This window comes from Rathayibacter sp. AY1H3, from assembly GCF_002932015.1.
Genome location: NZ_PSUU01000024.1, coordinates 16,590 through 30,360, shown reverse-complemented (window position 1 = coordinate 30,360; position 13,771 = coordinate 16,590). Strand labels below are relative to the sequence as shown.

Genomic DNA, 13,771 nt, shown 5'->3' with positions numbered 1-13,771 from the left:
GAGCAGTAGGGTCGCATCATGCCGCTCCCGATCCCGACGCTCACCGAGGGTCGTGTCACCGTCCGCCCCATCCGCGTGCGCGACGCCCGCCCTCTCGAGCGGGAGCTGATCGCGAACCGGTCGTGGCTGCGCCAGTGGGAGGCGTCCGACCCCCGGGGAGGCGCCGCGTTCGACGTGCGCGCCAGCATCCGCTCGCTGCAGCAGAACGCGCGGGCCGGCGGGGGAGTGCCGTTCCTCATCGACTGGGACGGCGAGCTCGCCGGGCAGCTCAACATCTCGAACATCGGGTACGGCTCGCTCTCCTCCGGGTCGATCGGCTACTGGGTGTCCGAGCGCTACGCCGGGCGGGGGATCACTCCGATCGCCGTGGCCCTCGCGGCCGACCACGCCTTCCTCGACCTGGGGCTGCACCGGATCGAGATCTGCATCCGCCCGGAGAACCGGCCGAGCCTGCGCGTAGTCGAGAAGCTCGGCTTCCGCTACGAGGGCCTGCGGCGACGCTTCATCCACATCAACGGCGACTGGCGCGACCACTTCTGCTTCGCCCTCGTGGCGGAGGAGGTGCCCCGCGGCGTGCTCCGCCGCTACCTCGACGGGCAGGTCCCGTCGGAGGTCGGCGTGCCGACCGACGCGGATCTCCGCGCCTCGCGCCGCTCGGGTCTCTCCGGACCCTCCGATGGCGCCGGTGTCCCTCCGACGGGGCCCCGGCTGATCCGCGATCCGCACGGACACACCTACCCGTAATGACGGACGGGAGTGCCCGGTACTCCTAGCGTTGTCCGCATGAGTAGCGACTGGCTGGGCGGGGGCGTCGTCTGGGCGCTCGCCGCCGTTCTGTGGGTCGCCTACCTGATCCCCACGTGGATGCGCAGGCGGTCGTACAACGCGACCGAGCGCAACGCGGTGAGGCTGCAGCAGACGCTGCGGATCCTCGCCGAGACCGCGGAAGTGCCCGAGCACGTGCGTGCGGAGGCGACAGCCCGCGAGGTGGCGCTGCAGCAGCGCCGGCTCCGGGTGACCGAGACACGACGACGAGCCGAAGAGAAGGCACAGGCGATGGAGCTGGCACAGGCGGAGAAGGCGGCGCGCGACGCGCTGCGACGGGCGACCGCGAGCGCACGGCGGAGCACGCGGTCAGGGCCCTCGGTCCTGCGCTGGCGCCAGGGCGCCGCGCTGGCCGTGCTGGTCGGGGCGGTCGCCGCGCTGGTCGGGCTCGTGATGCTGCCCTTCGGCGGCACGGGTGCGGTGCCGCTCGTCGGCCTGCTCCTCGCCGTCGCGGGGCTCGGCACGCTGATCCTGCTGGCTCCGGGTCGCCGGCGCGCGGCCGCTCCGGCCGCAACAGCGACGACGGCCGCCGCGACCGAGCGCCGGCGCGCCGAGGTCTTCGAGGCCGAGCTCGCCGAGGAGGCGGCGGACGACGCCTCCGAGGAGCTCGCCGAGGACCGTGCGAGCTGGACGCCGCAGCCGCTCCCCAAGCCGCTCTACCTCTCCCGGGGCACGGTCGCCGCCTCCGCGATGGCGTCGATCGACGCCGTGGAGCGCCTGCGCACCGCCGCGGCGGAAGCGGAGCTCGCCCAGCGCGCCGCCGCGACCGCTCCCGAGGTGGCGCCGCTGCGCGTCCCGCGTGCTGCCGCTCCCGCTCCCGAGGCGCCGCGTCCCTCCTCCCGCTTCGCCGCGATGGGCGTCGTGGACGGCGTCGACGCGATCGACCTCGACCAGGCGCTGCAGCGCCGCCGCGGGGCCTGACCCGAGTGCGAGGCGCCTGCTCGTCCGTGCTAGTGTGGACGAGTTGTTCGGGCCGGTGACGGCTCGGAAGGCACGGGTCCGTGGCGCAGTTGGTAGCGCGCTTCGTTCGCAATGAAGAGGTCAGGGGTTCGAATCCCCTCGGATCCACCACCACAGAAGGCCCGCTCGAGAGAGCGGGCCTTCTGTGTTCTCCCGGCGGCCGGATCGGGAACCTCGCCTGTTCGGCGGGTCGACCGCCTCGCGGCCTCGACGCGCTCGTCGGCGGAGGAGTGGTCCGTTGGATCGGCTTCGGTACTAGGCGTCTCCGCCGATCCTGGCTCGACCGCCGAGGACGGCGACTCCCGTCGAGACTCCGGCGACTGCGACCATCGCGACGATGCCCAGTGCCCGGAGCACGAACGCCTTGTGCTCCGAATCCTTGAGTGCTTCGTCGTCGATCGCTTCTTTGAACAGCCGAAGGACCGAGTAGCGGTCCGCCGCGCTCAGGGTGTCACGATCCAGCTCGCGGTTCAGGACGGCGCGGTACTCGGCGAAGGCCCTGTGAACCTTCTTCTGACTCTTCCAGTTGGCTCGAACGGCTGAACTCGCCTGATCTCGCACTTCACTGAACGAGTCGAGGACGAGATTCTTGAAATCCGGGAACTGCTCGACGACCTTCAGGGCGAGCTCCTCGCTCATGTTCGGCAACTCGGATGCGAACGCGATGAAGTTCTCTTTCGACAGATTCCTCCAGGAGACGATACCGATCCTCTGCTTGAGATCGTCCTCGTTCGAGTAGTCCATGCTGATCCCTCTTCCCTCCACGGCGACGGCCGATCATCGCCTCAGAGTATCGAGGAGGAGCCGTCGGTCCACGTGCTCTCCGGGCGGGAGAGCGCGCGGGCCGGTCGTGCAGGTCCTGACGATCGGGCGCCCGAAGCTGTGGGCCGCCCGCCTCCGTGCGTCCTCCGTGTCCCCCATCCGGGCCGCGCCGGGCGGGAGCCGTTCTCCTCCGGTCCGTCGGGGGATCCGCAGCGACGTACGCTCGCCCCTCGTGCTCTCGCAGCACGCGAGGCACTCGAGCGACGGACGACCAGGGGACGGGACGACATGGGGACCACAGCACACAGGGCACGGCGGAGAGCGGCAGGGGTCGGCGCGGGGGCGATCGCGCTCCTGGCGGGGCTCCTGGCGGCACCGCCGGCGCAGGCGTCCGGGACGCAGACGCTGCTCGCGCTCGGCGACTCGATCACGCGCGCGGCGACGACCTGCGGGGTGAACCGCGACTGCGTCGAGAACTCCTGGGCGACGGGATCGGCGCCCGCGGTCGACTCGATCGCGAGCCGGATGGCGGCGGCGGATCCGCGGACGGCGGTCCGCGCGGTGAACTACGCGAAGTCGGGCGCGGTCATCAGCGGAGTCGAGTCGCGGATCGACGCCGCGGTCGCGGCCGGGGAGGAGCCGGACGTGGTCACGCTGCTGATCGGCGGCAACGACCTCTGCTCGCTGAGCCTCTCGCCCGACTCCCGCGACGGCTACGCGATGACGCCCGCGGCCTCCTTCGCCGCGTCGGCGACCCGGATCCTGCGCTCGATCGGCGAGGAGTGGCCGGAGGCGACGGTGCTCGTCGGCTCGGTCCCGGACATCGAGTCGGAGTGGGAGGCCGTGAAGCCGACGCCGGGCGCCGCGATCTGGGCCTGGGGCGGGGTCTGCCGGACCCAGCGCGGAGTCGACGCCACGACCGGAGCCCCGCTGACCGGCTCGGCCTACACCGCCTCGCTCGCGGCGGCGGAGGACCGGGAGGCCGACTTCAACGAGGCACTCGAATCGGCCTGCGCATCCGCCGCGAACGACTGCGTCTGGGACGGCGGCGCCCTCACGGCGGCTCCGATCTCGCTCGACCAGCTCTCGACGGACGTCGACTACTTCCACCCGAACGTCGCCGGTCAGGCGATGATCGCGGAGGAGCTGTGGACGGCCTGGGGCCTCGGCGACGAACCGGCTCCGACCCCGACCCCGACTCCCACGTCGGCGCCCACCGCGGCTCCTGCTCCGGCACCCACGGGCTCGCCCGCGCCGTCGCGCGACACGACGGCTCCGAAGACCGTCATCACCGCGCCGACGAGCGGATCGACGGTGCGCGGCTCTGTCACCCTGGTCGCCACCGCCAAGGACGACGTCGGCACGACGAAGCTGAGCTTCTGGAGCGGAGCCACGCGGCTGGGCGACGCGACGAGGGCGTCGGACGGCACGTGGCGCCTGACCGTCTCGGCCTCCTCCTACCCGGCCGGGCGGTACGCGATCGTCGCGCACGCCTACGACGCCGCAGGAAACCTCGGGCGGAGCGCGTCGATCACCCTCAAGCGCTGAGCGGCTGAGGGGGCCGCCACCGGCCCCCTCAGCCCCGCGCGACGAGCAGCACGTCGGGACGATCCCAGTTCTCGACGGTCTGCAGCACCCAGAAGACCCCGAAGAGGGCGAGCGCGACGGCCTCGCCGAGCAGGAGCCACTGCTCGCCGAGTAGCTCCGCTCCCCGCCCCGTGAGCAGCAGGAGCACCAGCGCCGCATCGACCGCGGCGATCAGCACCGCGAGAACGGCGTAGCAGCGGGAGTAGAAGCGCGGCGTCCCCGGCCCGCTCGCTCCCTCCTCGCGCACCGCGACGGCGTGCAGACCGGCGGTGACGGCGATGAGGAGGAAGAAGACGCCGGCGGCGGCGTAGTGGCCGAGCCGCAGGAACGACGGGAGCGTGCTCCAGGCCGCCAGGAAGATCAGGAGGGCGGCGGCGATCGCGGTGCGGACGAGCGCCCAGCGGTCGAGGACCCGGTCGAGGGCGAGCAGGATCACGGAGGCGACGAGGACGGCCGCGGCCGTGACCAGGTAGGCGGGCAGGGAGGCGGCGACCTCACCCGCGGCCGTCGTGGGAAGGCACGACGCCCCTCCCGCCGGGCACACCGCTCCCTGGAGGCGCTGCAGCTCCTCCGAGGCGAGGGGCACCGGCACGATCGCGATGACCGGCGCCGTCATGCCCGCCAGCAGCAGGAGGAAGCGCCGCACGCTCCTCCCGGCGAGGACGACCAGCGCGACGCCGACCGCGAAGAGCGCCCCGGTGAAGAGGGAGCGGACCGGGGTGTAGTACGAGGCGCTGATCGAGCGCAGCGGGCCTCCGACGACGAGCTGGTGGACGAGGCCGGCCGTGAGGAGCACCACGGCCGCCACCAGGGAGAGGCGGACGTAGCGGTAGGTGCGGAGGGAGGAGACGGCACCGCCCCCGCCCAGCGCGTCGCCGCGGGCCACCCGGCTACTCCGCGCGCAGGCCGGAGGAGGCGAGGGCGAAGTCGACGTCGATGCGGATAGCGACGCGGAGGGGGTTCGGGCGCGGGGTGCGGTAGCGCTGGGAGTAGAGCTCGACGGCGTGCTGCACGGCGTCCGGCTCCTCCTCGATCGTCGCCGGACCGCCCAGGCTCAGCCACCGGATGCCGTCGACCTGCCCGACCGTCGCGGTGCCGCCCCGCCGGACGTTGAGCACCTTCTGGCTCTCGCGGGAGGTGATGACGCGGACGACGCCGTCCTCGTAGGTGAAGCCCACGGCGACCACGTGCAGGCGGCCCTGGCGGCCGGGGGTGGAGAGGGTGGCCAGGTGGCGCTCGGTGACGAAGGCGAGGCCGTCGGCGCTCAGGATGCTCATCCCGCGAGCGTAGCCGGAGGCGCCGACGCGCTCCTGGGGGCGGACCGCCGGTCAGCCCTCGAGGATCAGCGCCTCGCCCTGGCCGCCTCCGCCGCAGAGCGCGGCGACGCCGAGCCCGCCGCCTCGGCGACGGAGGGCCAGCGCCAGGTGCAGGGCCAGCCGTGCTCCGGAGGCGCCCACCGGGTGGCCGAGCGCGATCGCCCCGCCGTCGAGGTTGACCTCCTCGGGCTCGACGCCGAGATCGTCCGCCGACTGGAGGACGACGGAGGCGAACGCCTCGTTGATCTCGATCAGGTCCAGGTCGGACACCGCTGCACCGCGGCGGCCGAGCGCCCGGAGGATCGCCGCCGACGGCTGTGAATGCAGGGAGTTGTCCGGTCCGGCGACCTGCCCGTGCTCGGCAACGGTCGCGAGCCAGGGCAGTCCGCGCTCGCGGGCCCAGCCGCGGGACACGACGACCAGCGCGGCGGCGCCGTCCGTGATCGGGGACGAGCTGCCCGCGGTGATCGTGCCCTCGGGCGAGAACGCGGGGGCCAGCCGGGCGAGCGTCTCGACCGTGCTGTCCTCCCGGATCCCGTCGTCGGCGGACACGACGAGGTCCGGTCCGCGCCGCTGCGGCACCGCGACCGGCACGATCTCCTCGGCGAGCACGCCGGTGGACCGTGCCGCGGCGGCCCGCTGGTGCGAGAGCGCGGCGAAGGCGTCCTGGCGCTCGCGGCGGATGCCCCGTGCGGCGTTGCCGTCGTCGGTCACCCTCCCCATCAGGCGGCGGTCGAACGGATCGAGCAGGCCGTCGTGGAGGAGTGCGTCCTCGAGCGGACGCGGACCGACACCCAGGCCCGAGCGGGATCCGAGCAGGAGGTGCGGCGCGTTGGTCATCGACTCCTGCCCTCCGGCGACGACCACCTGCGCCTCGCCGAGCCGGATCATCCGCGCCGCGTCGATCACCGCGGTGAGACCCGACAGGCAGAGCTTGTTGATCGTGACCGCCGGGACGTCCCAGCCCAGGCCCGCGAGGACCGCGGCCTGCCGGGCGGGGCCCTGACCGGCTCCGGCCTGGATCACCTGGCCGAGCACGACCGCGTCGACGTCGGCCGCGGAGGCGCCCGAGCGCTCGAGAGCCCCTCGGATGGCAGCGGCGCCGAGCTCGACGCCCGAGAGCGGCGCGAAGGCCCCGGAGAAGCGGGCGAACGGGGTGCGGGCGCCCCCCAGGATCACGGGGGTGGTGTCGTCAGTGGACACGGGGACTCCTTCTCGACGGTGAGAGCGGGGGAAGCGGCGGGGAGACGGATGCCGGGAGCCGGCCCGGCTCAGGGAACGAGAAGGATCTTCCCGCGGACGTGGCCGTCCTCGCTGAGCCGGTGCGCCTCTGCGGCCTGCTCGAGCGGGAGGCGCGGACCTGTCGCGACCGCGAAGCGCCCCTCGCTCGCCAGCCGGGCGGCCAGCGGCACCCCCTCGCGGCGGAGGCGCTGCTCCTCCTCGGTCAGCGGCACGGGACTGCCGCCGCTCCACGCCCGGATGCCCAGCTCGGCCGCCCGAGGACCGGCGACCACCGTTCCGACGTGCTGCGGATCCTCCACCAGCGCGAGCGAGGCGGCGAGCGCCTCGTCCGTCCCGGCCGCGTCGAGCACGCGGTCGACGCCCTCGGGCGCCGCGGCACGCAGCCGCTCGAGCAGTCCGGGCCCGTAGGCGACCGGCACCGCTCCGAGCGCGCGCAGCGCCTCGTGATTCGCCGGGCTCGCCGTGGCGATCACCCGGGCTCCGCGGTCGACGGCGAACTGGATCGCCGCCCGGCCGACCGCTCCGGCGCCCGCGTGGACGACGAACGTCGATCCCTCCGCGACGCCGAGCGAGACCACCGCCTGGTAGGCGGTGGAGACCGGGATGCCGAGCGCGGCCGCCTCCTCGAAGCCGAGTCCGTCGGGGAGCGGATCGAGGGAGTCGGGGGAGACCGCGACGGCGGTCGCGTAGGTGCCGGTGGCGCCGCTGACGATGACCCGGTCGCCGACGCTCCAACCGGTCACTCCCGGACCGACGGCGGAGACCACGCCGGAGCCGTCCGACCCGAGCCTCCGCGGACCGTCGAACGGCGGGCTCGGGCGCAGGCCGGAGCGCACCTTCCACTCGATCGGGTTCACGCCGGCCGCGCGGACGGCGACCACCACGGTGCCGGGCCCCGCCTCGGGCTCCGGCGCCTCGACGGTCTCGAGCACCTCGGGCCCGCCGATCCGCTCGTACTGCACGATCCTCGCCATGTCGTCCTCCTCCTCGCGGGCCACCGCCCGCTCCGGTCGCCTCAGTCCAGCAGACTCTCGCGCACCTGGCGGCGCAGCACCTTGCCGATCAGCGAGGTCGGCAGCTCGTCCACCGGGACGATCCGCCTGGGCACCTTGTAGGGCGTCAGGTGCAGCCGGCAGAAGTCGCGCAGCGCCTCCGGATCCACGGCCGTCCCGGCCCGCAGGACCACGGCCGCCGCGACGCTCTCGCCGCCGTCCTCGCGGGGGAGCCCGACGACGGCCGCGCGCGTCACGTCCGGGTGCGACTCCAGCACTCCCTCGACCTCGGAGGGGGAGACGTTGAAGCCGCCGGTGATGATGAGCTCCTTGGCCCGGTCGACGATCGTCACGAAGCCGTCGGCCGAGACGGTCGCGATGTCGCCCGTGCGCAGCCAGCCGCCGGGGAGGAGGGCCTCGGCCGTCTCCTCCGGCCGCTTCCAGTACCCCTGGAACACCTGCGGCCCCCGGAGCAGGAGCTCGCCGGACTCGCCCGGGCCGCGGTCGACCGACGGATCGGCGGGGTCGACGAGGCGGATCGTCGTGCTGGGGAACGGCACGCCCACCGTGCCGGGCCGGCGGGTCGGGCCGACCGGGTTCCCGAGGGCGACAGGCGAGCTCTCGGTCATGCCGTAGCCCTCGACCAGGAGTCCCCGGCTCGCGCGCTCCCACCGGTCCACCGTCGCGACCGGCAGGCTCATCGCTCCCGAGATCGCGAAGCGGATGCCGCGCAGGTCGAGCTCGTGGCGCTCGGAGGCGCGGGCCAGCGCGTCGTACACGGGCGGCACCGCGGGGAGGAAGGTGGGCGGCGACGACTTCGCGGCCGCCTTCACGAGGCCGACGTCGAAGGTCGGGAACAGCACGACCTTCGCGCCGATGCTGATCGCGAAGGTCAGGCACAGCGTCAGCCCGTAGGCGTGGAACAGAGGGAGCACCGCGTAGAACGTCTCGTCGCCCTCGCGCAGGCCCGGCACCCAGGCGCGGCCCTGCAGGGCGTTCGCGCGGAGGTTCGCGTGCGAGAGGATCGCGCCCTTGGGCGTGCCGGTGGTGCCGCTCGTGTACTGCAGCAGGGCCGTGTCGCCGAGGACCGGGCGGGGGTGCGAGCGCGCGATGCGGCGGTTCTTCAGCAGCGACGCGAAGGGCACCAGGGAGCGGCTGCGGGGGGTCGCGGTCAGCTTCTCGCGTGACCGGCGCACCGACGGCAGGGGGAGCCGGAGCGCCAGGCGCTTGCCGAGCGGGAAGGAGCGGGTGAGGTCGACGGAGACGACGCGCTCGATGCCCAGGTCGGCGGGCATGGTCGCGACGACGTCGGCGATCTTGTCCCAGACGACCGCGAACCGGGCGCCGTGGTCCTCGAACTGCCGCCGCAGCTCGCGCGGCGTGTAGAGCGGGTTGTGCTCGACCACGATCGCTCCGAGGCGGAGAGCGGCGTAGAACGCCACCACGTGCTCCGGGCAGTTCGGGAGCACCAGCGCGACGCGGTCGCCGGCGCGCACGCCCAGGCGCCGCAGGCCCTCCGCCGCGCGCGCGACCTGCTCGCCGAGCTCGGCGTAGCTGGTCTCGGCGCCGAAGAACTCGAGGGCGGTGCCGCGGCGGTACCGCGCGACCGAGTCCTCGAGCAGGTCGACGAGGGTCTGGGTGGGAGGGTCGATCTCGGCGGGCACGCCCTCCGCGTAGGAGGTCAGCCACGGCTTCGTCGCCAGGTTCGAGGATCCGGAGGTCACGGGCCGAGTATCGGGCACCCGCCTCCGCACTTCCTCCGAGGCGCGCGGAGGGGGTGCCGCACCGGGCGCGGGAGCGGCAGGCTGGCGGCATGAGCGCAGCCATCGACCTCCTCCGCGACGCCTTCGGCCGGGTGCACGAGAACGTGCACGCCGTCCTCGACGACAGCACCCCCGATCAGCTCGCGTTCCGCGCGGACGCCCGCTCGAACTCGCCCGCCTGGCTCGTCTGGCATCTCGTCCGGGTGCAGGACGACCACCTCGCCCCGCTCGCCGGCCACGAGCAGGTGTGGACGGCCGACGGCTTCCACGGCCGGTCCGGCCTGCCCTTCGGGCCCGACGAGACCGGCTACGGGCAGGAGCCGGCCGAGGTGGCGGCGCTCGCCGCGGTGCCGGCCGCGCTGCTCGCGGAGTACGCCGACGCCGTGCACCGGCAGACGCTCGCCCTCCTCGACACGCTCGGCGACGAGGACCTCGAGCGCGTCGTCGACGAGCAGTGGGATCCGCCGGTGACCCTCGGGGTGCGGCTGGTCTCGGTGATCGACGACGACACGCAGCACGTCGGCCAGGCCGCGTACGCGAAGGGTCTCGCCGAGCGCTCGGCGCGCTGAGCCCGGCCTCTACGCTGGCGGGATGCGCGCGCTCCGGACCCTGCCCGCGAGCGCGGTCCTCGCCCTCGCCACCGCGCTGACCCTCGTCGGCTCCTGGATCCCCTCCTACTGGAACGACGAGGCCGCGACCCTCCGCCTGGCGCGGCTCCCGGTGGGGGAGCTCCTCGCCTTCGTGCAGGAGAAGGACGCGGTGCACCTGGTCTACGGCCTGATGATGCACGGCTGGATCGCGATCGCCGGGGAGTCGGAGCTCGCGGTGCGGGCGCCGTCCGCTCTCGCCACGGGAGCGGCGGCGGCGGGCGTCGTCGTCCTGCTGCGATCGTTCGACCGGCCCCGGGCGGCACTCCTCGCCGCCGCGGTGCTCGTGCTGCTCCCGCGGTCCTCGTTCTCGGGGACCGAGGCGCGATCCTCCGCTCTGGCCACCGCGCTCGTGGTGGGAGCGGCGGTCCTCGTCGTGCGGGCGGCCCGCTCCGGAGGAGCCCTGCGCTGGATCGCGTTCGCGGCCGTCGCGGGTCTGGCGGACGCGGTGTTCCTCTACTCCGTGCTGGTGCTGCCGGCTCTCGTCGCGCTCGCCGCGGCCGCGGCGCCCCGGGGTGCCGTGCGGGCTCTCCCGGCGAGCGCCCTCTCTGCACTGGGCGCCGTGCCGGTGCTGCTCCTCGCCGCCGGGCAGAGCGGCCAGGTCGGCTGGCTCCGCTCGCAGCCGGTGACCGCGTTCACCGTCCTGGTCGAGCCGTTCTTCGGATCCGCGTGGTGGCTGGCCGGGATCGCCGTCGCGCTCCTCGCGGTCGCCGCGGTGCGGGGCGGCATGCGCGGGCCGCTCCTGCCGGCCCTCGTCCTCTGGATCGTGCTGCCGACGGCGGTGCTGGTGCTCGGGACCCTCCTCGTCGAGCCGATGTTCACTCCGCGCTACCTCGCGTCGAGCACGCCCGCTCTCGCGGTCCTCCTCGGCCTCGCGCTCGACTCGTTCAGGGCCCGGACGGGCGTCGCCCTCCTCGCCCTGATCGCGGTGGCCGCCCTGCCGGTCCTGGTGCAGATGCGCACGGTCACCGGGAAGCCGGCCGGGCAGGATCTCCGCGGTCTGGCGGCCGCCGTCGAGGAGCGGGCCCGTCCGGGCGACGCCGTCCTCCTCGGCTCCTCCGGGACGGTCTCGCTCCGGCCCCGCCTGGCGCTCGCCGCCTACCCGGAGGCGTTCGCGGGCGTGGACGATGTCGCCCTCGCCGCTCCGTACAGGACGACGGGCACGTATTCGGACGTCCTGCTGGAGGGCGAGGCGCTGCGCGCCGCGCTCGCCGGGGAGGACCGGGTCTGGCAGGCGCTGCCGGAGGGCGAGGCGGACGCGGTGCTCGCTGAGGCGGGGTTCGTCGCGCGCGAGCGGATCCGGGTGCCGACGACCGTGCTGACGCTGTGGGAGCGTCCGGAGGGCCGCTGATCCGGAGCGCTCGGGGCGTCGCAGCCCCGGAGTGGAGAGACGCCGGAGTGCCCGGAGCCCCGCCGACGGGGAGCCGCTACCCTTGTCCCCGGCGCCGTCGCAGAGCGGTGGCGTCCGCGGAGCGAGGACCGCGCCACCGAGAGGACCCGAACGTGACGTTGCCCGAGACCACCACCACCGCCATCGCGAAGCGGAAGGGGCGCGACGTCGCCCCCGAGATCGCGCGCTCCTGGCTGCTGGTGAACGCCACCCGCACCGAGACGTTCGACGCCGCGCACGCGTCCCGCGCCGACCAGATCGTCCTCGACATCGAGGACGCGGTCGACCCCAAGGCGAAGCCCGACGCGCGGACCGACGTCGCGGAGTGGCTGACCGGCGAGAAGCGCGCCTGGGTCCGCATCAACGACCACTCCACCCCGTTCTGGTCCGACGACGTCGACGCGCTGAAGGGCCTGCCCGGCCTCGCCGGCGTCATGCTCGCCAAGACCGAGGCCGCTGAGCACGTCACCGAGACCTTCGATCGCCTCGGCGGCTCCACCCCGGTGCTCGCCCTGGTCGAGTCCGCCCTCGGCATCGAGGAGGCGGTCTCGATCGCCCGCGCCCGCGGCACCTTCCGCCTCGCGTTCGGCAGCGGCGACTACCGCCGCGACACCGGCACCAGCGCCGACGACCTCGCGATGGCCTACCCGCGCTCGCGCCTGGTCGTCGCCTCGCGCATCGGCGACCTGCCCGGCCCGATCGACGGCCCGACCGTCTCGAACAGCCACCCCGTGCTGCGCGAGCAGTCCGCGCTCACGGTCTCGCTCGGCCTCACCGGGAAGCTCTGCCTCGACACCGAGCAGCTCGCCGTGATCAACGAGGTCATCAGCCCGACGCCGTCCGACGTCGCCTGGGCCCGCGACTTCCTCGACGACTTCGAGGCCCGCGGCCGCGTCATCCGCGACGGCAGCGACCTGCCCCGGCTGGGCCGCGCCAAGAAGATCGACAAGCTGGCCACGGCGTTCGGCGTCAACCCGCTGTGATCCGTCGCGGGGAGGGCGCCTCCGCGGCACACTGAGGGAGCCGCGGAGACCCTCCCGCGCAGGACGGAGACTCCGATGGGCGCGGTCAGCACCTTCCTCTGGTTCGACGACGGCGCAGGGGAGGCGGCGCGCTTCTACACGGAGCTGGTGCCGAACTCGCGGATCACCGGAAGCCAGGTGCTGCCGGAGGGCTCTCCGTCGCCCGGCGAGGTGCTGTCGGTGACGTTCGAGCTCGACGGGCAGCGGTTCCAGGCGATCAACGCCGGGCCGCGGTTCCCGTTCACCGAGGCCGTCTCGATCGTCGTGACCGTCGGCGGCCAGTCCGAGCTCGACCGGCTGTGGGACGCCCTGATCGCGGACGGCGGCGAGGAGAGCCGGTGCGGCTGGCTCCGCGACCGCTGGGGGCTGTCCTGGCAGATCGTGCCGGAGGTCCTCCCGCGTCTGCTCGGAGGCGCCGACCCCGAGGCGTCCGCGCGCGCTCTGCAGGCGATGCTCGCGATGAGCCGCCTCGACATCGCGGAGCTGGAGCGGGCCCATGCCGGCACGTGACTCCGCCCGCCCGCGCCGCTCGACGTCGCTGCGGCGCGCGTACCTCCGCGACTACCGCTACGCCTACGGCTCGCGCTTCGTGCACCTGCGGGAGGGCTGGGACGTGTCGCGGTACGCGTCCGGCGACGGCGCTCCGGTGCTGCTCATCCCCGGGATCTACGAGACGTGGCAGTTCCTCCGGCCCATCGCCGAGAGGCTGCACGCGGCGGGCCATCCGATCCACGTGCTGCCCGCGCTCGGCTACAACACGCGGCCGATCGTCGCGTCGGCCGGACTCGGCCAGGACTACCTGCGCGAGCACGATCTGCGCGGAGTCGTCGTCGTCGCGCACAGCAAGGGCGGCCTGATCGGCAAGCACATGATGGTCGTCGACGACCGCGAGGACGGGCGGATCGAGCGCATGATCGCCGTCTCGACCCCGTTCAACGGCTCGTCGCTCGCACGGATCGCCCCGGCGCGGGCGCTCCGGGAGTTCGCACCCCACCGCCCGCTGATCCGCACCCTGCTGGCCGAGCGCGAGGCCGACGCGCGCATCACGTCGATCTACGGGATGCGCGACCAGTACATCCCCGGAGGGAGCCGCCTCGCCGGGGCGCGCGAGAACATCGCGGTCTCGGTGGTCGGCCACTTCGCGCTGCTCTCGAGCCCGAAGGTGCTCGACCTCATCGCGGCCCGGGTCTGAGGCCGGACGGGATCCGCTGGGCTCGCCGCCCACGTGAGGCGCCTGCCGTGCGGCGCGACCTCGACCGGAGGAC

The 13,771-nt window shown here is 74.1% G+C and carries 14 protein-coding genes and 1 tRNA gene; 9 read left to right on the top strand and 6 right to left on the bottom strand.

Annotated elements, in window-relative coordinates; translation table 11 throughout:
- The first annotated feature begins 18 nt into the window (after positions 1-18).
- The 3 genes from C5C33_RS10765 to C5C33_RS10755 all read left to right on the top strand — a co-directional run bounded on the left by C5C33_RS10765 (position 19) and on the right by C5C33_RS10755 (position 1,896).
- Complete coding sequence (locus C5C33_RS10765) at positions 19-744, top strand: GNAT family N-acetyltransferase (protein WP_104223217.1); 726 nt, start codon at positions 19-21, stop codon at positions 742-744.
- 39 nt (positions 745-783) lie between these two features.
- A complete protein-coding gene (locus tag C5C33_RS10760; RefSeq protein WP_104223216.1) occupies positions 784-1,746 on the top strand; it encodes a hypothetical protein in 963 nt (320 codons plus the stop codon).
- Between the two features lie 74 nt (positions 1,747-1,820).
- A tRNA-Ala gene (locus C5C33_RS10755) sits at positions 1,821-1,896 on the top strand.
- Between the two features lie 144 nt (positions 1,897-2,040).
- On the opposite strand, the gene C5C33_RS10750 is transcribed toward C5C33_RS10755, so the two are convergent.
- Positions 2,041-2,529, bottom strand: coding sequence for a hypothetical protein (locus C5C33_RS10750; RefSeq protein ID WP_104261101.1), 489 nt, complete (start codon positions 2,527-2,529; stop codon positions 2,041-2,043).
- Positions 2,530-2,835: 306 nt separating this feature from the next.
- Here C5C33_RS10750 and C5C33_RS10745 point away from each other — a divergent pair, with 306 nt between their 5' ends.
- Positions 2,836-4,095: a GDSL-type esterase/lipase family protein gene (locus C5C33_RS10745; RefSeq protein WP_104261100.1), complete on the top strand. Its 1,260-nt coding sequence runs from the start codon at positions 2,836-2,838 to the stop codon at positions 4,093-4,095.
- 28 nt (positions 4,096-4,123) lie between these two features.
- On the opposite strand, the gene C5C33_RS10740 is transcribed toward C5C33_RS10745, so the two are convergent.
- The 5 genes from C5C33_RS10740 to C5C33_RS10720 all read right to left on the bottom strand — a co-directional run bounded on the left by C5C33_RS10740 (position 4,124) and on the right by C5C33_RS10720 (position 9,408).
- Positions 4,124-5,020, bottom strand: coding sequence for a hypothetical protein (locus tag C5C33_RS10740; protein ID WP_104261099.1), 897 nt, complete (start codon positions 5,018-5,020; stop codon positions 4,124-4,126).
- A 4-nt stretch (positions 5,021-5,024) separates the two neighbouring features.
- On the bottom strand, positions 5,025-5,411 hold the full coding sequence (locus tag C5C33_RS10735; RefSeq protein WP_104223212.1) for a pyridoxamine 5'-phosphate oxidase family protein: 387 nt from the start codon (positions 5,409-5,411) through the stop codon (positions 5,025-5,027).
- A 51-nt stretch (positions 5,412-5,462) separates the two neighbouring features.
- Positions 5,463-6,653, bottom strand: a complete 1,191-nt coding sequence (locus C5C33_RS10730) for an acetyl-CoA C-acyltransferase (protein WP_104261098.1) — start codon at positions 6,651-6,653, stop codon at positions 5,463-5,465.
- Positions 6,654-6,721: 68 nt separating this feature from the next.
- Positions 6,722-7,666, bottom strand: coding sequence for an NADP-dependent oxidoreductase (locus C5C33_RS10725; RefSeq protein WP_104261114.1), 945 nt, complete (start codon positions 7,664-7,666; stop codon positions 6,722-6,724).
- 41 nt (positions 7,667-7,707) lie between these two features.
- Complete coding sequence (locus tag C5C33_RS10720) at positions 7,708-9,408, bottom strand: long-chain-fatty-acid--CoA ligase (RefSeq protein WP_104223210.1); 1,701 nt, start codon at positions 9,406-9,408, stop codon at positions 7,708-7,710.
- A gap of 89 nt (positions 9,409-9,497) precedes the next feature.
- Between C5C33_RS10720 and C5C33_RS10715 the strand changes: the two genes are divergently transcribed.
- The 5 genes from C5C33_RS10715 to C5C33_RS10695 all read left to right on the top strand — a co-directional run bounded on the left by C5C33_RS10715 (position 9,498) and on the right by C5C33_RS10695 (position 13,698).
- Positions 9,498-10,016, top strand: coding sequence for a DinB family protein (locus C5C33_RS10715; protein WP_104223209.1), 519 nt, complete (start codon positions 9,498-9,500; stop codon positions 10,014-10,016).
- A gap of 22 nt (positions 10,017-10,038) precedes the next feature.
- Complete coding sequence (locus C5C33_RS10710; RefSeq protein WP_104261097.1) at positions 10,039-11,445, top strand: glycosyltransferase family 39 protein; 1,407 nt, start codon at positions 10,039-10,041, stop codon at positions 11,443-11,445.
- Between the two features lie 158 nt (positions 11,446-11,603).
- The gene (locus C5C33_RS10705) at positions 11,604-12,467 is read left to right on the top strand and encodes a CoA ester lyase (RefSeq protein ID WP_208543400.1); all 864 of its coding nucleotides are present in this window, start codon (positions 11,604-11,606) and stop codon (positions 12,465-12,467) included.
- Between the two features lie 75 nt (positions 12,468-12,542).
- Positions 12,543-13,016, top strand: coding sequence for a VOC family protein (locus tag C5C33_RS10700; protein WP_104246703.1), 474 nt, complete (start codon positions 12,543-12,545; stop codon positions 13,014-13,016).
- Positions 13,003-13,698 carry a triacylglycerol lipase gene (locus tag C5C33_RS10695; RefSeq protein WP_104223206.1) on the top strand — a complete coding sequence of 232 codons (696 nt, stop codon included), beginning with the start codon at positions 13,003-13,005 and terminating at the stop codon, positions 13,696-13,698. Before C5C33_RS10700 ends, C5C33_RS10695 begins: the two co-directional genes overlap by 14 nt.
- The last annotated feature ends 73 nt before the right edge of the window (positions 13,699-13,771 follow it).